The following is a 20,885-nucleotide window of genomic DNA, read 5'->3' as shown; positions in this document are numbered from 1 at the left end:
AGTAAGTTCCTCCTTACTACACCGGACGTCGGGCGAAACGAAGGCTGTTCGTCTCCGTGCGGCGTTGAGGTCGGGAACTTGACCATAAGACGGGCGTTTGCCCGGGTGACTTGATCTACAGCAAAGACGCGAGGGTTGCGAGAATGCCGAAATTTGCTCGAAACATGACGTTGGCGGTGGTGCTGATGAGCGCCGGCGCCCTGGCCGCCTGCACCACCACCGATCCCTATACCGGCATGCCGGTCCGCAACAACACCGGCACCGGCGCGCTGACCGGCGCGGGCGTCGGCGCGGTGCTGGGTTATCTGACCAACACCAACAAGGGCGAGCAGGGCCGCAAGAACGCGCTGATCGGCGCGGGCATCGGCGCGCTGGCCGGCGGCGCCATCGGCAACTACATGGACCGCCAGCAGGCCGACTTCCGCCGCAGCCTCGAGGGCTCGGGCGTGATGATCCGCCGCAACGGCGACCAGATCGTGCTGGTCATGCCCAGCGACGTCACCTTCGCGGTCGATCGCTCCGACGTGCAGCCTCAGTTCACCCGCGTGCTGGATGACGTGGCCCGCACGCTGAACGCCTATCCGCAGACCACGATCGATGTGGTCGGTCACGCCGACTCCAGCGGTCCTGACGACTATAACCAGACCCTGTCCGAGCGCCGCGCCAGCGCCGTCGCCGGCTATCTGACGGGGCCGGGCGGCGTTTTGGTCGACCGCGTCTTCGTCGCGGGCATGGGCGAGCGCCAGCCGATCGCCGACAACGCCACGCCGGCCGGCCGCGCTCAGAACCGCCGGGTCGAGATCATTCTGCGTCCTCTGACCCAGTGAAGCCACGGGGCGGCGTTCGCGCGCCGCCCCGCCCTTAGGGGGAGTAAGTGGTTGCTTTTCCCGCGCTTCGTCGCCAAGTCGTCATCCTTCGAGGGCGCGGCGCGAGGAAGACGTGGCGAAAACGGCGAGCGAAATCAGTCTGACGCGGCAGGCCATGAGCCTGACCCAGGATCTGATGACGCCGAACGCGGCCATCTACTGGACCGACCTGGCGATTTCGGCCGCCGTCATGTGGGGCGGGTTCCTGCTTGCTGCGACGACGCCCAGCCTTCCGCTGGGCCTGGCTGCGGGCCTGCTCAGCATGCTCGCGCTCTACCGTGCGCTCAGCTTCATCCATGAACTGACTCATATCCGCGACGACGAAGCCCCGGGCTTCCGTGTCGGCTGGAACGTGCTGGTCGGCGTGCCGCTGATGACGCCGTCGCTGATGTACGAGGGCGTGCACAACATTCACCACATCAAGGATCGGTTCGGGACCAAGCTCGACCCGGAGTACCTGCCGCTGTCGCGCTTCACGCCGCTTAAGCTAGCCGGCTTTCTGTTTGTCGCTCTGCTGGCCCCGCTGGGCGTGGTTCTTCGCTCGGCGTTGCTGATCCCACTGTCCTTCATGGTTCCCCCGCTGCGTCGTTATCTGAAGACCAAGCTCTCGGCCCTGATCATCAATCCCGACTTCGTCCGTGAAGATCTCAATCGCTGGCGCAAGGCCTGGGTCGTCCAGGACATCGCCTGCTGGCTTTGGTCATGGGCGGTGATCGCGGGGCTGGTCGCCGGGTTCATTCCGCTGCGTGCTGTGGCGACCGGTTTGGCCATCTTTTCGCTGGCCACCTTCCTGAACCAGGCTCGCACCCTGGTGGCTCACCACTGGGACAATGACGGGGGCAAGATGACGCTCGAGGAGCAGTTCCTCGACTCGGTCAATGTGCCACCGCCGAACCTGGCCTCCGAGCTTTGGGCCCCGGTGGGCCTGCGCTACCACGCGCTGCATCACCTGCTGCCGCGCCTGCCCTATCACAACATGGGCAAGGCCCATGCGCGGCTGGTCGAGGCGCTGGGCGCGGACTCGCTTTATCATCGCGCGTCGGAGCCGGGGCTGTTCGAGGCGTTGGGCGATCTCTTCCGCCGTGTTCGCCAGAAGAACGCCGAGGCTCGGAAGCAGCCCGCGCATTAAACGGCGGTTGAGGCGTCTTCGCTAAGACGGATCCGTTTCGTACGGAGACCTCAGGGTGTGAGCATCGCGCAGTCAGGGTTGGACTTCGCCGCCGCCGGCCATCGGTTGGCCGCGCCGCTGCTCGACACCCTGTTACCGCTGGGCTCGACCTTTTCCCTGGTTTCGCTGACCTGTGCGCTGCTAATCGCCGCCGGCCATGTGGTCTCAAGCCGCCGCGCGCGCGGTCGCCGGACCTCGGCGCGACTGCTGGTCCGGGCGCTGTTTCCCCGCAAGATCTGGCTGACGGCGTCGAGCCGCCTGGATCTCGTCTTCTTCGTGTTCAACGTCTGGTGCGCGGGTCTCTTGCTGGGCGCAGCGCTATTGTCGGGCCAGGAGATCACCAAGGCCCTGTCGGGCTGGCTGGCGGCGAGCTTCGGCGAAGGGCCCCTCTCAGCCACCCCGTGGCCGATCGTGGCGGTGGTGGGAACGCTCGCCGGTTTCCTCGCCTATGAGCTGGGCTACTGGGTCGACCATTGGCTGAGCCACAAGGTCAAATTCCTGTGGGCCTTTCACAAGGTCCACCACACCGCTGAAGTCCTCACGCCTTTGACGGTCTATCGCGTCCACCCCATCGAGAGCCTGAAGTTCGCCAATATCGTGGCCCTGGCCACCGGCGTAACCGGGGGCGTTCTGGCCTGGGTCTTCGGAACCGCATGGTATCAGCCGCTGATCTTCGGTCAGAACGCCATCTTCCTGGTGTTCGCGATGAGCGTGATCCACCTGCAGCATTCGCACGCCTGGATGACGTTCGAGCCCTTCGGCAAGTGGCTGCTCAGTCCCGCCCACCACCAGATCCACCACTCGGCCGACCCCGCCCATTTCGGCAAGAACCTGGGCAGCTGCCTGGCGGTCTGGGATAGGCTGTTCGGCACGTTGCATGTCCCCGACCAGCGCCCCGCGGCGCTGACGTTCGGTGCGGTGTCGACCGATCCCCATAGTCTCACGGGCGGATTCGCAACGCCGTTCGTGGAGGCCTTCAAGGGCGAGCCGACGCCGAGATCTGTTCCGCTGGCCGCGGAGTAGCGATCAGTCCGCCCCTTCCTGTTGCGCCCGCTCGCGCAGCTCTTCGTCCAGACTGGCGGTGTCCCAGGCGCCGCCCGCATCGCCCGGACGCATGCGGTGCAGGTCTGCGTTGAGCAGCCGGTCCATGGTCTGGGCGGCGTCGCGCGAGGCCAGGATATAGGCTTCCTCCTGGCCCCACATCGGTCGCAGCTCTTCGAACATCCGCCGGTCGTGGCGGCGGAAGAAGGCGGCCGCCCGGTGCGCGCGGTGCGCGCGGAAGCCCAGCTTCTGCAGCGCGGTCGAGCCCAGCGCCAGGGCCGCCTCGAAGGTCTCGCGCTCCACCGCGTCGGCGCCGTTCGAGAGCAGATCGTAGGCGTGACGGCGGTCCCAGGCGCGGGCCAGGATGGTCAGGTTGGGGAAGGCCTTGCGGGCGGTCTCGACTAGCTCGACGGTCTTTTCCCTGTCGTCGAGGGCGACGATCAGCATCCGTGCGCGATCGGCGCCCGCCTGACGCAGCAGGTCCAGTCGCGTGGCGTCGCCATAGTGCACGCGGCGGCCGAAGCGCTGCAGAAGCTCGATCTGCTCGATGTCGCTGTCCAGAACGGTTGACTTGAAGCCATTCGCTGACAGCAGACGACCGGTCACCTGACCGAACCGGCCAAACCCGGCGATGATGATATCCGGCTCGCCCTCGTCGAAGTCGCCGGTGTCGGGCGTGACATCGGGGATCGCGGCGTCCATCAGGGCCGCGACCCGCTCGTAGAGGATCATCGCCACTGGCGTCAGGGCCATCGAGACGGCGATGGCGGCGGTCAGCAGGGCCGCCAGCTGCGCGCCGATCACCCCGGCTCCGACGGTGAAGGTCAGCAGGACGAAGGCGAACTCGCCGCCCTGCGCTAGCGCTGTGGCGACCGCCAGGGCTCCGCGCTTGGGCGCGCCGAACAGCCGGGCGATGCCGAACATCACCAGGAACTTCAGCACCATCAGGCCCAGAACTAGGCCCGCCAGGGTCAAGGGCTGACGCGCCACCAGGGGCAGGTCGACGCCGGCGCCGACGGTCATGAAGAACAGGCCCAGCAACAGGCCTCGGAAGGGCTCGATATCGGTTTCCAGTTCGCGCCTGAACTCGCTCTCGGCCAGGACGACGCCGGCCAGGAACGCGCCCAGAGCGGGCGAGAGGCCGACCGTCTGCATCAGGCTGGCCACGGCCACCACGATCAGCAGGGCCGAGGCGGTGAAGATCTCCCGCAGGCGCGCCTTGGCGATGAAGCGGAACAGCGGGCGGACCAGATAGCGCCCGCCGCCCACCACAGCGCCCACGGCGGCGAACACCGACAGGGTTTGGGCCCAGACCGGCAGATGCGAAACGAGACTCGCGCCATGGCCGCCGGCTTCGGCCGCGTGCTGTGGGGCGCCGATCGCGAGCAGGGGCAGGAGGGCGAACAGCGGAATGACCGCCAGGTCCTGCAACAGCAACACCCCGAAGGCGGCCCGCCCGACCGGCCCCTGTCGCAGTCCCTTCTCGTCCAGGGTCTGCAGCACGATGGCGGTGGAGGACATGGCCAGCACCAGGCCCACTGCGAGCGCGGTCTGCCACGGCAGGCCAAGGACGAGCGCCGCAGCCGCGATAGCCAGGGCCGTGCCGACCACCTGGGCGCCGCCCAGGCCGAAGATCGTCTTGCGCATGTCCCAGAGCATCGAGGGCTGCACCTCGAGGCCGATCAGGAACAGCAGGATCACGACGCCGAACTCGGCGAACTTCATCACGTCGGCCTGGTCGCCGACCAGAGACAGGGCGAACGGGCCGATCAGCACGCCGGCGATCAGGTAGCCCAGCACCGAGCCGAGCCCGAGGCGCTTGGCGATCGGCACCGAGACGACAGCGGCGCCCAGATAGACGAGGGTCTGGGTCAGGATGTTTTCCATGGCTCAGGCCTCCGTTCGGGTCGGCAGCAGCGAGGCGACCCGGGCGCGGTAGCGTTCGGCCTCGGCCTTCAGCGCCGCATCGTCTTTGACCGCCGCGCCGTGCACGACGAAGGGCGTCTCCCAGTTCATGCCGCACAGGTGCGCGGTCTGCTCGAGCGGGCGCAGGAACTCGTCCATTGAGAAGCGGTTGTAGCCGTGGGCGTGATAGGCCTTGGCGCTGGCGCCCGTGGTGCAGGCCACGAACAGTTTCTTGCCCTTCAGCGCCTCGCCGCCCTCGCCATAGGCGAAGCCGTGCAGCCAGACCAGATCCAGCCACTCCTTCATCAGGGCGGGCGTCGAATACCAGTAGAGCGGAAACTGAAGCGCCACGACGTCGTGTGCGGTCAGCGCAGCCTGCTCGCTCTCGATGTCGATCACGAAGTCGGGATAGGTCTCGTACAGATCCTTGAAGGTGACGCCGGAAAGACCCTTTGCGGCCTTGGCGAGGGCGCGATTGGCGCGAGACCGTTCAAGCGCCGGGTGCGCCAGCACCAGCAGCACGCTGGAGGTGGCGGGCGTCATCGCGCCGGTGCTAGCGTCGGTCATCAAGCAGCCCTTCGGGAAAACAATTCATCAAGGGTTGAATTTCTTCGCGGCGCGGGCGAAACGCTTCGCCCAGCACGGGACGTATAAGTTCCGGAACAGGGAGACACCATGGTCGACAAGGTGAAGAAGGACGCCGTCGAGGCCCTTGCCGGGCTTTTGTTCGACGGCATGACCATCATGGCCGGCGGGTTCGGCCTCTGCGGCATTCCGGAGAACCTGATCGCGGCGATCCGCGAGGCGGGCACAAAGGACCTCACGGTCATCTCCAACAACTGCGGGGTCGACGGCTTTGGCCTGGGCATCCTGCTGGAGAACCGCCAGATCAAGAAGATGGTCTCGTCCTATGTGGGCGAGAACAAGCTGTTCGAACAGCTCTATCTCTCCGGCGAGCTGGAGCTGGAGTTCAATCCGCAGGGCACCCTGGCCGAGCGCATCCGCGCCGGCGGCGCAGGCATTCCCGCCTTCTTCACGCGCACCGGCTACGGCACCCTGGTGGCCGAGGGCAAGGAGACCCGCGCGTTCGACGGCGAGATGTATGTGATGGAGCGCGGCCTGACCGCCGATCTCTCGATCGTCAAGGCCTGGAAGGCCGACGCCGAGGGCAACCTGATCTATCGAAAGACCGCCCGGAACTTCAATCCGATGATGGCCACGGCGGGCAAGAAGACCGTCGTCGAGGTGGAAGAGCTGGTCGCGATCGGCGAGCTGGACAAGGACGCGATCCACACGCCCGGGATTTATGTCGACCATATCGTCAAGGGCGCGAAGTTCGAGAAGCGCATCGAGCGCGTGACCACTCGCCAGAAGGAAACCGCGTAATGGCTTGGACGCGCGACGAGATGGCGGCCCGCGCCGCCAAGGAACTGCAGGACGGCTTCTACGTGAACCTCGGTATCGGGATTCCGACCCTGGTGGCCAACTACATCCCCGAGGGCATGCACGTGACGCTGCAGAGCGAGAACGGCATGCTGGGCATGGGTCCCTTCCCCTATGAGGGCGAAGAGGACGCCGACCTGATCAACGCCGGCAAGCAGACGATCACCGAGCTGGACTCCAGCTCGTATTTCTCGTCGGCCGACAGCTTCGCGATGATCCGGGGCGGGCACATCGCATTGTCGATCCTGGGCGGCATGCAGGTGGCGGAGAACGGCGATCTCGCCAACTGGATGGTGCCCGGCAAGATGGTCAAGGGCATGGGCGGGGCCATGGACCTGGTGGCCGGCGTCAAGCGCGTGGTGGTGGTCATGGACCACTGTGAGAAGTCGGGCGCGCCCAAGCTTCTCAAGCAGTGCTCGCTGCCCCTGACCGGCGCCGCGGTCGTCGATCTGCTCATCACCGAGCTCGGCGTCTTCGAGATCAATCGCGGCAAGACGCCAGTGAAGCTGATCGAGCTGGCCCCGGGCGTCACCGTCGACGAGGTCAAGGCCAAGACCGAGGCGGCGTTCGAGGTCGCGATCTAGTCACCGCTGCAGCCAGTACGGGTGCTCCAGGGTGAGCGCCACATAGCGCGCCGTCGCCTTGCCATAGGCGGCGGCGATCGCGTTGAGGGCGTCCGTCGGATCGGCGTTCTTCGGCGTGATTGTCCGGTCCGCGCGCGGCGGCCTGGATGGTGCGATGATCGTCAGGCCGTGACGAGAGGTCGCCGTCTCGCTCGCGAAGGCCTCTGAACGGTTAGTGCGCGACCAGGCGTCGAGTGCTATGGCGAAGGCCAGATCGTCGAAGCCGTCGGCGATCCGCACCGCGACCTTCTCCCCGCGCCAGGCGTTGGTCCAGCCTGACAGCCCGGTCAGCACAGCGTCGCCGTTGGCCCTGAACGCTCCGCCGTTATGGGTCTGGTCCGGCATGGGTACGCCCAGCCTGGTGGCTGTGTCGCGCATCACCGCGTCCCCGGCCAGATCGCGCAGCAGCACCAGGCTGGCGGGAATGGAAGCGGTGACCCCGGCGGTGGTCGTGATCGGACCATCGACCACCCAGCGCCGATCGCGCCGCCAGCGGACCTTCGGAAACGCCTTGGCGAGGCGGTTCATTTCGTACCAGTGGGTGGTGGCCTCGCGGCCGTCCAGCAGTCCTGCCCTGGCCAAGGTCTCCGCCCCGGCGCAGATCGAGACGATCCGGGCGCCGGCTCGCGCCTGGGCGCGCAGCCAGGCGTCGCGGTCCGGATCGAAGGCCGGCATGAGGAAGGGCACGATGACGACGTCGGGGCGACGGGTCAGTTCCGCATAAGTGGCCTGGGGCCGAACCCAGGCCCGCCCAGGCATCAGGCGAACCGGCTCGAGACTGGGCGCGATAACCTTGACATCGACGACGCCCGACTCCGCCAGCACCGCATAAGGCGCGATCAGGTCGGTCGTCTCGACGCCGCGCGGATCGGCCAGGATCACGACCAGCGGCTTGGCGACGCTCGGCGCGGCGGCCAAAAGGGCGAAAAGGAACACCAGTAGCCGTACCATCGAGACCTCCCATCTGCGCGGGGAAGCATGGTCAGTCAGGCGCGCCGGAAAAGGACGGTGATCCCTCGAAACCCGCCAGACCTACCGGGCGGCGGTCTTTGGCTTGGGCGGTAGGCCGGTGACCGGATCGCGCGGCAGCGGCGCAAAGCCCTCGGCGATGAACAAGTCAACGCGACGCGACCGGGTCTTGTCCAGGCGAACCCGCGCGATCTGCAGGCCGGACACGGTCCTGAAGTCCTGCTCGATCTCGGGGCGGTACTCGCCTTCCAGACTGACGATCAGGGCGCGACGGCCATAGTCCGCGTCGAGCGGGGTCTCAGTCTCCGCCTGGTTCTGCGGATAGGCTTCGTGCACCCACATCCGCAGCGGCGGCGCGCCCGGTTGGCCGAAATAGTCACGGCCGTAGTAGGCGGCGGCGTTGTAGGTAAAGCGGTCGTCCATCGCCACGGCGCTCAGGGGGCCGCGCAGCGCCTGCTCCTCGCGGACCCGCTCGATGATCGCTGCGACCGTCTGGTCCCAACCCCGCACCCGCTTGAAGCCGTTTGACAGGCCCGTGGCGTCAGCGACCTTCGGGTTGATCATGCAGGCGATGAAGAAGACGGCGAACAGCCCCTGCAGGGCGAGTCCTCCGATCAGCCAGCGACGCGCGTTCCAACGCAGCAGCCAGCCGGCGGCCAGGACCGACCCAGAGACAAACGCCGCCCCCGCCCAGTTGGCGTTGGCGCGCGAGACGAACGCCTCGCCGGCGACCACGATCAGGGGCGGCAGGGCGAAGCAGAGCAGCAGCAGATCCGGCGATTGCAGTTTCTTCTTCATGCCCAGCCCGACCGCGCCGCCGATCAGCACCGCGAACGGAACCGGTCCGAACACGCCGAACTGCGAGCCGACGAACTCGATCAGCTCACGGAAGTTGAACAACTGGTGAGCGTTCCAGTTGGCGTTGGCGGCGGTGTGTTTGACCGTGGAAAACTGGTTGGTGGCGTTCCAGACGAAGTTCGGCGCCAACACCAGGGCGACCGCGATCAGAAACAGGCCGGCTACGGCGGGCGACCAGCGCCGCCGTCCTTCAGGTGCGATCACGAAATGTAGCGCCACGCTCCCCAGGGCGTAGACCGCCGCATATTTCGAGAGAAACGCCATGCCCAGAGCGGCGCCCATGCCCGCCGCGAGCGCATAGCGGCGACCCGCCTGGGCGTCCGGCAAGCTCACATAGGCCCAGATCGTCAGGGACAGGAAGAACAGGAGCGGCGCGTCGGTGGCGATCAGGCCTGAGGAAAGCACGACCCCGGGCATCAGGCTGTAGATCGCCGCCGCCGCGAGGCCCGACCAGCCGCCGTAGAGGCGGCGGGCGATCCTGTGGATCACCAAGGCCGTCGCACCGTGCAGGAAGGGCGCTGACAATCGCACCCAGGCCTCGGCGTCACCGCCGATCTGAGTGGTCAGCCAGATCAGCCAGGCGATCATGGGCGGCTTGGAGAAGTAGCCGAAGGCCAGCTCTCGCGACCAGAGCCAGTACTGCGCCTCGTCGGGATAGAGCTCGAGCGGCGTGATGAACAGCGCCGCAAGCCGCACGATCGTCAGCGTCCCCACCATGAGCAGGGTCAACCGCCAGGCGCGGTTCACGATGGGGGGTGACGGAGCGTCAGGAGCGGTCTGCATGACGCCTGATTAGCCAAGTAAAAAAAATCTGACTACTTCTTCCGCGTTTCCAGGGGTTTGTGACACTTTGTGGGCCGGCGTGGCCTTTCCGTCACCAAACCTTCTAAATCTTTCGATAAATGGCCGCCAAAGGCACGAAACAGTGCGACCCAACGCAAGCGTGTCGATGAATGAGGGGATCCTTCAGATGAACATGAAACATTTCGCCCTGGCGACCACCGCCCTTGTCGGCGGTCTGATGCTCGCCAACGGCGCTTCGGCCCAGTCGACCGCCTCGCAGGCGACGGAAGTCGACCAGGTTGTCGTCACCGCTTCGGGGCAGCGCGCCGTCAGCGGTCTGATCGCTGAAACCGCGCCGAAGTCGAAGTCGTCGATCAACCAGGAATACATCGACAAGCAGCAAGCGGGTCAGACCATCCTGGACACGCTGAACCAGACCCCGGGTCTGTCGTTCACCAACTCGGACGCCTTCGGCTCGTCGGGTGGCAACGTCCGTCTGCGCGGCTTCGACGGCAACCGCATCTCGCTGACCTTCGACGGCATCCCGCTGAACGACACCGGCAACTACGCGATCTACACCAACCAGCAGCTGGACGGTGAGCTGATCAGCCGCGCTTCGGTCAACATGGGCACGACCGACGTCGACAGCCCGACCGCGTCGGCCGTCGGCGGTACGATCAACTACGTGACCCTGATCCCGACCGCCGACTTCGGCGGCATGGCGCGCGCCTCGGTCGGTAGCGACAACTACCGCCGCGTTTTCGGCATGCTGAACTCGGGCGAGTTCGGCCCGTTCGGCACCAAGGCTTGGGTGGCCGGCTCGTACCAGAAGTACGACAAGTTCAAGGGCCCGGGCTCGCTGGAAAAGAAGCAGTTCAACGCCCGCATCTATCAGAACCTGGCCAATGGCGACTTCGCCAGCCTGGCGTTCCACTACAACGAGAACCGCAACAACAACTACCGCGCGGTGACGCTGGCGGAGTACCGCGCTTTTGGTGAAAAACTCGACTTCACCGAAACCTGCACGACCCGCACGCTGAACACGACGGCCGCGACGATCACCGAAGCCGCGCCCGCCATTCCGGGTAACTGCGCCGACTTCTACGGCCGTCAGGTCAACCCGTCGAACACGGGCAACATCCGTGGTCAGTTCCTGCACCACATCAACGACAGCCTGCGCATCACCTTTGACCCCTCGTTCCAGTACACCCTGGCGGACGGCGGCACCCAGCTGGGCACGATGTCGGAAACCGACGGTCGCGTTAAGGGCACGAGCACGGTTGGCAAGGACCTGAACGGCGACGGCGACACCGCTGACACCGTGGCCTTCTTCACGCCTTCGGTGACCAACACCCGTCGTTACGGCGTCACCTCGTCGCTGATCTGGGACATCAACGACAGCCAGCGCCTGCGCGTCGCCTACACGGGTGACTTCGGCTATCACCGCCAGACCGGCGAATACACCACGCTGAACGCCGATGGCACGACGACGAACGTGTTCGGCGGCAAGGACGGCCACGGCGAGAAGGTGTTTGGCTCTGACGGCAGCTTCCTGCGCGGTCGCGATCGTCTTTCGAAGGCCTTCCTGAACCAGGTCGCCTTCGAGTACCGCGGCGAATACTTCGACGACAAACTGACCGTGGTCGCGGGTCTGCGCATGCCGTACTTCAAGCGCGAACTGAACCAGTTCTGCTACTCGCAAGACGGTTCGAGCAACGTGCGTTGCACCACCGAAGCCCCTAACGCTACGCTGGCCAACGGCAACGTCACCTTCGCTGGTTCGTCGACCCAGTTCATCAAGCCGTACCAAGCAACGAAAAAGTACGACGACGTTCTGCCGAACATCGGCCTGAACTATCGTCTGGCTGACAACCAGTACCTCTACGGCAGCTACGCCGAGGGCCTGTCGGCGCCGCGTACGGACAGCCTCTACACGGTGAAGCGCCTCGCAGACGGCACCGTGTCGAACCCGGGCGTGCAGCCCGAGACGACCCAGGCGTTCGACATCGGCTATCGCTATCAGACGCCGGACGTGGTCGCCCAGGTGGCCCTGTGGACCAACAAGTTCCAGAACCGCATCGTCAGCGCCTATGACGACACACTGGGCATCTTCGTCGACCGCAACGTCGGCGACGCCAAGGGCTACGGCCTGGACGCCAACGCCTCGTGGCGCCTGGAAGAGTACCTGAGCGTCTTCGGTTCGTTCTCGTACAACCACAGCGAGCTGAAGTCGAACATCCCGCTGAACGGCCAGATCCTGCCCACCAAGGGCAAGTTCCTGGTTGAAACGCCGGAATACACCTTCGGCGGCGGCTTCGACTGGAACATCACCGAGGCCCTGCGCCTGTCGATGGACCTGAAGTACACGGGTGAGCGCTGGTCGACCGACGTCAACGACGAGAAGACGCCGGCCTACACGATCACCAACGTCAGCATCCGCTACGACATGCCCTTCGCGGAAAAGACCTACCTGCAGCTGAACGTGAAGAACCTCTTCGACGAGGACTACTTCGGCAACATCAGCAGCCGGAACAATGCGGTCACCATCACCGGCGTCCAGAACGGCTCCGCGCCGACCTACGCCATTGGTTTCCCGCGTACGATCCAGGCCAGCATCACGACCCGCTTCTAAGCGACGTCGGCTTCGCCGGACTCAAGAGAAGGGCGGCCCGTCTGGGCCGCCCTTTTTCTTTGTCGTATTCGTTTGCTAATGAGGCGCGGCTTGACCCCGGCGTCGTGAGGGGCCATCTGCGCCCCCTTCGTTTTCCCGCTCGTTTTCATTGGGCTTGTCGAATGACCGTGACCGTTCCCGCCGAATGGGCTCCGCACCGCGCCATGTGGGTGGGTTTCCCCAGCCATGCCGAGCTCTGGCAGGAGGATCTGGAGCAAGCTCAGCAGGAAGTCGCTGACCTCGCCCGCGCTCTTGCCGGGCCCGGCGCCGAGCGCGTGCGCCTGATGGTGGTCGGCGACGAGGCCGAGGCCGCCGCCCGCGCCCTGCTGTCCGACACCACGGTCGAGATCGTCCGAGGCCAGTTCGGCGACATCTGGCTGCGCGACACCGGGCCGATCTTTATCGACGACGCCGGCAAGGCCGTGGCGGCCGGCTTCAAGTTCAACGGCTGGGGCGGCAAGTACAGCCTGGAGGGCGACGACATCGTCGCCGAGCAGATCGCCGCCGCCTCGGGCGCGCCCCTGGTCCGCAACGACTTCATCCTGGAAGGCGGCGCGCTGGATCATGACGGCAACGGCACGGTGCTGACGACGCGCCAGTGCCTGCTGAACGACAACCGCAACGCCGGCTGGGACGAGGGCACGGCGAACGCGGCCCTGACCCAGGCGCTGGGCGCCAAGAAGGTGCTGTGGCTGGGCAAGGGCCTGAAGAACGACCACACCGATGGTCACGTCGACAACCTGGCCCGCTTCGTGGCGCCGGGCGTCGTGGCCTGTCCGATGGCCTATGGCCTGGATGATCCGAACGCGGACATCTATGGCGACACCGCTAAGATGCTGGCCGGCATGACCGACAGCCGCGGCTCGCCGCTGCAGGTCGTCCGCATCCCGTCGCCGGGCAAGCTGCTGGATGAGGACGGCGAACCGATCCCGGCCTCGCACATGAACTTCCTGATCGCCAACGAGGCGGTGATCGTGCCGATCTACGCGGAGGAGTCGGGCGCCTTCGCCGTCGAGGTGATCAAGGGTCTGTTTCCCGAGCGCCAGGTCATTGGCCTGCCCTCGACCGCGATCCTGACGGGCGGTGGTTCGTTCCACTGCATCAGCCAACAAGAGCCGGAGACCGCCTGATGGCCCGTACGCTGAGCGTCGCCGCGATCCAGACCTCGTATGGCATGGATCTGCAGGCCAACATCAAGAAGACCGAAGCCTTCATCCGCGAGGCCGCGTCCAAGGGCGCGCAGGTCATCCTGCCGTCGGAGCTGTTCCAGGGGCCGTACTTCTGCGTCGCCCAGGAAGAGCGCTGGTTCGCGGAAGCCCATCCCTGGCGCGAGCATCCGGTGGTCAAGGCCATCGCGCCTCTCGCCGGCGAGCTGGGCGTGGTGATCCCGATCTCGATCTTCGAGCGCGAGGGTCCGCACTATTTCAACAGCCTGGTGATGGCCGACGCGGATGGTTCGCTACTGGGCGTCTATCGCAAGAGCCATATCCCGGACGGTCCGGGCTATATGGAGAAGTACTACTTCCGGCCCGGCGACACCGGCTTCAAGGTCTGGGACACGCGCTTTGGTCGCATCGGCGTCGGCATCTGCTGGGACCAGTGGTACCCCGAATGCGCCCGCGCCATGGCCCTGATGGGCGCCGAGGCCCTGTTCTATCCCACCGCCATCGGCAGCGAGCCGCATGACCCGAGCCTCGACACGGCGCTGCCCTGGCGGCGCGCCATGCAGGGCCACGCGGTCAGCAATGTGATCCCGGTGATCGGCGCCAACCGCATCGGCTTCGAGCCCTGGGACGGCTATCCGAACGGCGGTCAGACCTTCTATGGCTCGTCGTTCGTCGCCGACCATCGCGGTGATCTGGTCAGCGAACTGGGGCGCGCCGACGAGGGCCTGGTCAGCGCGAGCTTCGACCTCGACTTCCTGACCACGCACCGCGCGGCCTGGGGCTTCTTCCGCGATCGCCGGCCGGAGTTCTACACGGCCTTGGCGAGCGGCCGCCCCGCGTGATCGAAACAGACCGCCTGGTGTTGCGCCCGGCGGTCGACGCCGACCGGGACGCCATCGCCGACCTCAATGCTCGGCCCGAAGTCGGCGCGTGGCTGGGCGGGGTGCGCTCGCGCGCCGAAAGTGACGCTTTCGTCGATCGCGTCATGGCTCACGAGGCCGAACATGGCTTCGGCTTCTGGGTCGTCGATCGCAAGGCGGACGGCCGCCTCATCGGCATGACCGGCGTCTGGTGGGTTCCTCCCGAGATGAACATGCCTGGCGCGGCCGAGATCGGCTGGCGATTTCTGCCCGATGTCTGGGGCCAGGGCTTTGCCACCGAAGCGGCGAGGGCCGCGCTCGCCCACGGCTTCGGGGTCCTCAAGCTGCCCGAGATCATCGCCTTCACCGCGCGCACCAATCTGGCGTCGCAGGCCGTGATGCGCCGGATCGGCATGTCGCCAGCGCCCGACCGGGACTTTCTGCATCCCAGGTTATCGCAGGCAGATCCGTTGCGGCCGCACGTCGTTTTCGTCGCGCGCCGCTGAAGTCGCACGCGGCGGCGCTGAGGAACGGCCGCGAAACAGAAGGGCCACACCCCGACGTGAAGTTCATCCGCCAGGCGAAAGCGGATTGACGCTAAGATATGTTATTTCATAACAGTTCCTCGAACAGCCGCTCCTCCGGCTAAGTCTCTCGTGGTTTCAGGACCCAACATGCTCCGTCGCGTCGCCCTTTCCGCCGCGAGCCTTATTGTGCTCGCCGCCGCCACCGCCGCTCAAGCCGAGGACGCCGCTGCGCCGACCGCTTCGACGCAGGACTCCGAAGTCTCGAAGGTCATCGTGACCGCCGCGCCGTACGGCGTCTCGGCGGACGCGCTGACCGCCAGCGTCGCGGTGCTGGATCGCACCGACCTTGATCTCGCCGCTCCGAAAGGGCTGGGCGACGCCCTGGCCGGTCTCCCGGGCGTACGCTCGACCACGTTCGGCGCCGGCGCCAGCCGCCCGGTCGTTCGCGGCCTGGCGGGCCCCCGGGTGCAGATCCTGACCAACGGCGTCGGCCAGATCGACGCCAGCGCCCTGTCGCCTGATCACCAGGTCGCCACCGATCCCGGGGAGGCCGAGCGGATCGAGGTCCTGCGCGGCCCGGCCGCGCTGGCTTATGGCGGCTCGGCGATCGGCGGCGTGGTCAACATCATCGATGACCGCATCGCCAGCCGGCAGCCTGACGAGGGCCTCAGCGGCCGTCTTCTGGCCTCGCGCGGAACCGGCGACGACAGCTACGCCCTCTCCGGCGCGATCCACGCCACAGTGGGGCCGATGGTTCTGACGCTCGACGCCCTCAAGCGCGACAGCAAGGACTACAAGATCCCCGTCCATCCTGAGTCCGACCGCCAGCTCGCCCTCGAAGGCGAGACGGCCGAGGGCGGCGGCGGACGGCTGGAGAACAGTGCGGTCGACCTCGAGACCTTCGGCGCGGGCCTCTCCTATGTGGGCGACAAGGGCTATGTCGGGATGTCGATCAAGCGCACCGACTCCACCTACGGCGTTCCGGGTCACGCCCACGAGGACGGCGGCGAGGAGGAAGCTCCGGTCACCATCGGCCTGAAGCAAACGCGCATCGATCTACGTGGCGAGTCCGACATCAGCTTCGGACCCTTCGCGAAGCTGCGATTCTCCGGCGGTCACGCCGACTACACCCACACCGAGTTCGAAGGTGACGCAGTCGGCACCAAGTTTACCTCGGATGGCTACGAGGGGCGCCTCGAGCTCGTCCAGGTCGAGCGCGGCGGCTGGAAGGGCGCCGTGGGCGTCCAGGCCCTGCGTCGCAACTTCGACGCCATCGGCGACGAGGCCTATGTGCCGAAGACTAAGATCACCGAGTTCGGCGCGTTCACCCAGCAGCGCATCGAGCTTGATGGCTACGGCTACGAAGGCGGTCTGCGGATCGATACGCGGGAGCTCGACAGCCTGAAGGGCAAGGCGGACTTCACCAACCTGTCGGGCTCGGTCGGCGCCTTCTGGCGGCCGACCACTGAAAGCTTCGTGGGCTTGGCCCTGACCCGTTCCAGCCGCGCGCCGACCGAGTCGGAGCTCTTCGCTGAAGGGCCGCACGCCGCCACGCGGGGGTTTGAGATCGGCGACGCCGATCTGAAGGAAGAGACCGCCACGTCACTGGAGGCGACGCTGCACTACGGCGGCGAGCGCGTGTCGGGTGACCTGCATCTGTTTGTCGCGCGCTATGACGGCTTTATCGACCTTCGTCCCACCGGCGCCGAAGAAGATGGTCTGGCGGTCTATCGCTACGTTCAGACCGACGCTGAATTCCGCGGGTTCGAAGCCGAGGTCGCCTACCGTGTGTGGACGGATGGTCAGCGGTCGGTGAACCTGCACGCCGGTGCGGACTTCGTCCGTGGCTCGTCCGACCTTGGCCCGCCTGCTCGCATTCCGCCCTACTCGGTCTCGTTGAAGGCGTCGTACGCGGCGCCAACGTGGTCGGGTGACGTGGAGGTGCGCCGCACGGGCGGTCAGGACCGCGTCGCTGAGATGGAGTTGCCCACCGACGGCTACACGGTGCTCAACGCCACGCTGGCGTGGAAGCCGGCCGGCAACGCGCGCGTGCGCCTGTTCATTGATGGTCGCAACCTGACGAACGAGGAGGTGCGCGAGCACGTCTCGTTCCTGAAGGATATCGCGCCGTCGCCGGGCCGTCAGGTGCGGGCCGGTATCGCGCTGCGCTTCTAAACGCCGCTCCGGTGGCCGCTAAACGGCCGCCGGGGGCAGTTCCAGCGTCTGGAAACAGGAGCCTCGTCCCCATTTCCGGATCATTGATCCGTCGGAGTCGGCTCCTTTGTCAGCCGTGGGCGAGCGCGCGAAGCCCCCCTGCGGGCTTGCCCAGCGCCGGGGCCCGGATCCTCCCTCCGGGCCCCGGATTCGCCTAAAGCGGAGGTCAGATTGCCGCATCCGGCGGGATCGGCTAGAACCGCGAGCCTTTGCGGTCGTCTTCGAAGCGTTCGAGCGTCCGTTTCCAATTTTTTTGTCGTAGAGCTCTTCATGACAACGACCCAGTCCGCCGGCGAGATCACCGGAAACGTCCTGTTCTACAACGCGCCGGAGCCGCTGAACCGCGAGCAGCACGCCAAGCTCGCGCTCGTCCACAAGGACAAGCCGTACGCGTTCGCCGCCGCCGGCACGGCCGTGCCGCTGACCGTCTCGGAATTCGCTCCCGCCGCCCTGACCTTCCCGGTGATCTTCGCCGGCGATGATCGCGTGCCGCTGGCGGTGATGGGTCTGAATCAGCAAGAAAACCTGTTCATCGGCGCCGACGGCTCGATCGAACCGAACGTCTACATCCCGGCCTATATCCGCCGCTATCCGTTCGTGCTGGCCAACGACGACACCCAGGACCGTCTGATCGTCTGCATCGATCGCGGCAGCGACCTGCTCAGCGAGCAAGGCCAGACCCCGCTGTTCGACGCCAAGGGCGAGCCCACCGAATACACCCAGAACTGCATCAAGTTCTGCGACGACTTCGAGGTCGAGCGTCGTCGCACCGACTCGTTCGTCCAGATCCTGAAGGACAACGATCTGTTCGAGCTGAAGAAGGCCACCTTCCAGCCGACCGACGAAATGGGCGCGCCGGTCGGTGAGCCCGTCACCGTCGCCGAGTACTTCGGCGTCTCGGAAGAGAAGCTGAACGGCCTGTCGGCCGAGAAGCTCAAGGAACTGCAAGAGAACGGCGCCCTGGCCCAGATCTACGCGCACCTCGTCTCGCTGCTCGGCTGGGATCGCCTGATCAACAAGACGATGCTCAAGCAAGCCGAAGCCGCGAACCTGAACTAAGGTACGGCGTCAGCTGAAATCGAAGAGGGCGGCGGGCCTGACCCGCCGCCCTTTTTCTTCGGCCCCCTCAGCGCGCGAAGATGCTGCGGGTCAGGCAGGAGAAGACCAGGCGACCGGCCTCGTCGAGGAGGTCGTGTTGGGCGATGACGATGCCCTTGCCTTCACCGACCGGGTCTTTGCCCATCACCGTCATCCGGCCGCGCAGCAGTTCGCCCACGGGCGGATTGCGCATCCAGCGCAGGGCGTCGACGCCCAGACGCTTGGTCTGAGGCCAGGCCGCGCTGGCTTCGGTGTCGAGCCTTGTCCAGATCGCGAAGATCATGCCGTCGGGCGCGCCATTCTCGACGGGCCAGCCCGGCGTAAAGGCGCTGATGAAGGCGTCCAGCGCCTTGGCGTCGACCGCACGCGTGCCCAGTGAAACGACCTGACCGATCTCGATGTCGTCGAAGGCGGCGGGCATGGGCGTCTCCAGGATGATTCCTCGCCCAACTGTCGGTTGGGGCTTGGCCATTGTCGAGAGCGAGCCGGCGGTCCATGTGTACGTCACGTTCTTTTCCGTGTCCGGGCCCGCGCATGTTCCTGAAGAAAGCCGTCCTCGCCCTGCAGGCCTTGTTGATGGCGACATTGCTCGGCGGTCACGCTCTGGCGGGTCCGGTCGTGAACTCGGGCCATATCGAATCTGAGTTGGTGGCCCAAGAGACCGGCATCGCGCCCGGGGGCACGATCTATGTCGCGCTCCGGCAGAAGATCACGCCCGGTTGGCATACCTACTGGCGCAATCCCGGCGACGCCGGTGAGCCGACCAAGATCACCTGGACCCTGCCGGAGGGGTGGCGCGCCGGGGACATGGTTTGGCCGACGCCTCAGAAGGCCAAGCTCGGGCCGCTGCTCGACTACGCCTACAAGGGCGAGGTGCTGATCCCGGTCCCGATCACGGCGTCGGCCGACGCCAAACCGGGCACGACGTTGAGCCTGACCGCCGACGTCTTCTACCTGGTCTGCGAGCAGATCTGCATTCCCGAGGAAGCCAAGTTGTCGCTTCTTCTGCCGGTGGTCGCCGGCGCGCCGGCGCCAGACCCCAAGTGGGGCGCCGTCATCGGCAAGGTGCTGGCTGAGGCCCCGAAGCCCGCCGGCCTGAAGGCGGTCTTCAAGCTCGAGGCGCAGGCTCTGAAGTTGGCTGTGACGGGCGGCCCGCTGAAGGGCTCCGACATGGCGGGCGCCTATTTCTATCCCTATTCCTCGAAGGTCATCGAGCATGCCGCCGAGCAGCTGATCGAGCGGGGGCCGGAAGGGCTGACCCTGACGCTGAAGCCCGGCTACGACTTCGTCGGCGGCGGAACGCCTCCGGCCGAGCTGGCCGGGGTGCTGGCGACCAAGGCCGGCGCGTGGGAGGTCACGGCCACGGCGGGCGATCCGCCGCCGCAGGCCTCAGGATTGGGCCCGCCGCCGGCGGAAGCCGCGCCCGCCGCAGGTCTGGCCGGCGGTCTCGCCGGAGCTCTGCTATTCGCCTTCCTGGGCGGGCTGATCCTCAACCTGATGCCTTGCGTCTTCCCTGTGCTGTCGATGAAGGCGGCGAGCCTGGCCGGTCACGCCCATGAGACGACCAAGGCGCGCATCCAGGGCCTGGCCTTCCTGGTCGGCGTCGTCGCCACCTTCCTCGCCCTGGCCGGCGCGCTGCTGGCGGTTCGCGCCGGGGGCGCGGCGGTGGGATGGGGTTTCCAGCTGCAGTCCCCGCTGGTCATCGCCGGCCTGGCGCTGCTGATGCTTCTGGTGGCCCTGAACATGTCGAGCGTTTTCGAGATCGGGACATCCGTGCAGGGCCTCGGCGCAGGCGCGTCTTCGCGGGGCGGCGTCACGGGCGCCTTCTTCACGGGCGCGCTTGCGGTCGTGGTGGCGGCGCCGTGCACGGCCCCGTTCATGGCCGGCGCCCTGGGTTACGCGCTCACCCAACCGACCGCCGTCGCCCTGGGCGTCTTCCTGGCCCTGGCCCTGGGCTTCGCCGCCCCGTTCGTGGCGGTCACCTTCATCCCCGGCGCCTTGAAGCTCTTGCCCCGCCCCGGCGGCTGGATGGACGTGCTGAAGAAGGGGCTGGCCTTCCCGATGTATGGCGCGGCCTTGTGGCTGGTCTGGGTGTTCGCCCAACAGGCGGGGCCGATCGCGCTGGGCCAGCTGCTGGTCGCGGGTGTTCTGGCGGCGTTCGGCGCGTGGCTCTACGGCCTGGCGCAGGCGCGCCGCGCCATGGGCAAGGGTTCGGTGGTGTCGATGATCCTGGGCCTGCTGGCGGTGATCGGCGCGCTCGGCCTTGCCGCCGCTGCGGCCTTGTCCGCCAAACCTCCGACGGCGGCGGCCGCTGCGGAAGTCTCGACGCCGAGCGGTCCTGGCCTGACGGCGGAAGTCTGGTCGCCCGAAAAGGTGAAGGCTCTACAGGCCGAAGGCCGTCCGATCCTCGTGGACTTCACCGCCGCTTGGTGCGTGACCTGTCAGGTCAACGAGAAGGTCGCTCTTTCCGGCCCCAAGGTCGCTGAGGCGTTCAAGGCCCAGAACGCGGTGCTGCTGAAAGCGGACTGGACCAATCGCGATCCCGTCATCGCCAAGGCGCTGGCGGAGTTCAACCGCGTCGGCGTGCCCCTGTACCTCGTCTATCCGAAGAACGGCGGCGCGCCGGTCATCCTGCCGCAGCTGTTGACTGAGGGCATGGTGATCGAGGCGATCGAGAAGGCGGGAGCTTAGAC

General features: G+C 66.6%; 18 protein-coding genes. 12 read left to right on the top strand and 6 right to left on the bottom strand.

Annotated elements, in window-relative coordinates; genetic code table 11:
* Positions 1–143: 143 nt before the first annotated feature.
* The 3 genes from J2X45_RS19545 to J2X45_RS19535 all read left to right on the top strand — a co-directional run bounded on the left by J2X45_RS19545 (position 144) and on the right by J2X45_RS19535 (position 3,057).
* A complete protein-coding gene (locus tag J2X45_RS19545; protein ID WP_310218235.1) occupies positions 144–827 on the top strand; it encodes an OmpA family protein in 684 nt (227 codons plus the stop codon).
* Between the two features lie 112 nt (positions 828–939).
* The gene (locus tag J2X45_RS19540) at positions 940–1,995 is read left to right on the top strand and encodes a fatty acid desaturase (protein ID WP_310218233.1); all 1,056 of its coding nucleotides are present in this window, start codon (positions 940–942) and stop codon (positions 1,993–1,995) included.
* 57 nt (positions 1,996–2,052) lie between these two features.
* On the top strand, positions 2,053–3,057 hold the full coding sequence (locus J2X45_RS19535; RefSeq protein ID WP_310218230.1) for a sterol desaturase family protein: 1,005 nt from the start codon (positions 2,053–2,055) through the stop codon (positions 3,055–3,057).
* 3 nt (positions 3,058–3,060) lie between these two features.
* Here J2X45_RS19535 and J2X45_RS19530 read toward each other — a convergent pair whose 3' ends face one another.
* Genes J2X45_RS19530 through J2X45_RS19520 form a run of 3 tightly spaced genes read right to left on the bottom strand, consistent with a single transcriptional unit; the run spans position 3,061 to position 5,753 of the window.
* Positions 3,061–4,962, bottom strand: a complete 1,902-nt coding sequence (locus J2X45_RS19530; protein WP_310218229.1) for a monovalent cation:proton antiporter-2 (CPA2) family protein — start codon at positions 4,960–4,962, stop codon at positions 3,061–3,063.
* Between the two features lie 3 nt (positions 4,963–4,965).
* Positions 4,966–5,547: an NAD(P)H-dependent oxidoreductase gene (locus J2X45_RS19525; RefSeq protein ID WP_310218226.1), complete on the bottom strand. Its 582-nt coding sequence runs from the start codon at positions 5,545–5,547 to the stop codon at positions 4,966–4,968.
* On the bottom strand, positions 5,547–5,753 hold the full coding sequence (locus tag J2X45_RS19520) for a hypothetical protein (protein ID WP_310218224.1): 207 nt from the start codon (positions 5,751–5,753) through the stop codon (positions 5,547–5,549). Before J2X45_RS19520 ends, J2X45_RS19525 begins: the two co-directional genes overlap by 1 nt.
* On the opposite strand from J2X45_RS19520, the gene J2X45_RS19515 reads away from it, so the two are divergent.
* Together J2X45_RS19515 and J2X45_RS19510 are read left to right on the top strand one after the other, a co-directional pair.
* Positions 5,656–6,366 (top strand): CoA transferase subunit A, encoded by a 711-nt coding sequence (locus J2X45_RS19515; RefSeq protein ID WP_310218222.1) that lies wholly within the window; start codon positions 5,656–5,658, stop codon positions 6,364–6,366. The genes J2X45_RS19520 and J2X45_RS19515 overlap by 98 nt on opposite strands.
* Positions 6,366–7,007, top strand: a complete 642-nt coding sequence (locus J2X45_RS19510) for a 3-oxoacid CoA-transferase subunit B (protein ID WP_310218220.1) — start codon at positions 6,366–6,368, stop codon at positions 7,005–7,007. Before J2X45_RS19515 ends, J2X45_RS19510 begins: the two co-directional genes overlap by 1 nt.
* Here the strand turns inward: J2X45_RS19510 and J2X45_RS19505 are convergent, their stop codons facing one another.
* Positions 7,008–7,997, bottom strand: coding sequence for a DJ-1/PfpI family protein (locus J2X45_RS19505; RefSeq protein WP_310218218.1), 990 nt, complete (start codon positions 7,995–7,997; stop codon positions 7,008–7,010). It lies immediately after the preceding gene.
* 81 nt (positions 7,998–8,078) lie between these two features.
* Complete coding sequence (locus tag J2X45_RS19500; protein WP_310218215.1) at positions 8,079–9,656, bottom strand: glycosyltransferase family 39 protein; 1,578 nt, start codon at positions 9,654–9,656, stop codon at positions 8,079–8,081.
* A gap of 187 nt (positions 9,657–9,843) precedes the next feature.
* On the opposite strand from J2X45_RS19500, the gene J2X45_RS19495 reads away from it, so the two are divergent.
* From J2X45_RS19495 to J2X45_RS19470, 6 genes are all read left to right on the top strand, one after another.
* On the top strand, positions 9,844–12,288 hold the full coding sequence (locus J2X45_RS19495) for a TonB-dependent receptor (protein WP_310218212.1): 2,445 nt from the start codon (positions 9,844–9,846) through the stop codon (positions 12,286–12,288).
* A gap of 161 nt (positions 12,289–12,449) precedes the next feature.
* Positions 12,450–13,457, top strand: coding sequence for an agmatine deiminase family protein (locus tag J2X45_RS19490; protein ID WP_310218210.1), 1,008 nt, complete (start codon positions 12,450–12,452; stop codon positions 13,455–13,457).
* Positions 13,457–14,335 carry an N-carbamoylputrescine amidase gene (gene aguB, locus J2X45_RS19485; protein WP_310218206.1) on the top strand — a complete coding sequence of 293 codons (879 nt, stop codon included), beginning with the start codon at positions 13,457–13,459 and terminating at the stop codon, positions 14,333–14,335. The genes J2X45_RS19490 and aguB overlap by 1 nt, the downstream gene beginning before the upstream one ends.
* The gene (locus J2X45_RS19480; protein ID WP_310218202.1) at positions 14,332–14,859 is read left to right on the top strand and encodes a GNAT family N-acetyltransferase; all 528 of its coding nucleotides are present in this window, start codon (positions 14,332–14,334) and stop codon (positions 14,857–14,859) included. Before aguB ends, J2X45_RS19480 begins: the two co-directional genes overlap by 4 nt.
* Before the next feature lie 168 nt (positions 14,860–15,027).
* The gene (locus J2X45_RS19475) at positions 15,028–17,055 is read left to right on the top strand and encodes a TonB-dependent receptor (protein WP_310218199.1); all 2,028 of its coding nucleotides are present in this window, start codon (positions 15,028–15,030) and stop codon (positions 17,053–17,055) included.
* A gap of 309 nt (positions 17,056–17,364) precedes the next feature.
* Positions 17,365–18,153, top strand: coding sequence for a SapC family protein (locus tag J2X45_RS19470; RefSeq protein ID WP_310218197.1), 789 nt, complete (start codon positions 17,365–17,367; stop codon positions 18,151–18,153).
* Between the two features lie 67 nt (positions 18,154–18,220).
* Here the strand turns inward: J2X45_RS19470 and J2X45_RS19465 are convergent, their stop codons facing one another.
* The gene (locus J2X45_RS19465) at positions 18,221–18,613 is read right to left on the bottom strand and encodes an acyl dehydratase (RefSeq protein ID WP_310218194.1); all 393 of its coding nucleotides are present in this window, start codon (positions 18,611–18,613) and stop codon (positions 18,221–18,223) included.
* Positions 18,614–18,726: 113 nt separating this feature from the next.
* Between J2X45_RS19465 and J2X45_RS19460 the strand changes: the two genes are divergently transcribed.
* Positions 18,727–20,883: a thioredoxin family protein gene (locus J2X45_RS19460; RefSeq protein ID WP_310218191.1), complete on the top strand. Its 2,157-nt coding sequence runs from the start codon at positions 18,727–18,729 to the stop codon at positions 20,881–20,883.
* Positions 20,884–20,885 lie beyond the last annotated feature (2 nt).

Origin of the sequence: Caulobacter sp. BE264 (genome assembly GCF_031457805.1) — a bacterium.
GTDB lineage: Bacteria > Pseudomonadota > Alphaproteobacteria > Caulobacterales > Caulobacteraceae > Caulobacter.
This window is presented reverse-complemented; position numbering and strand designations above follow the sequence as displayed.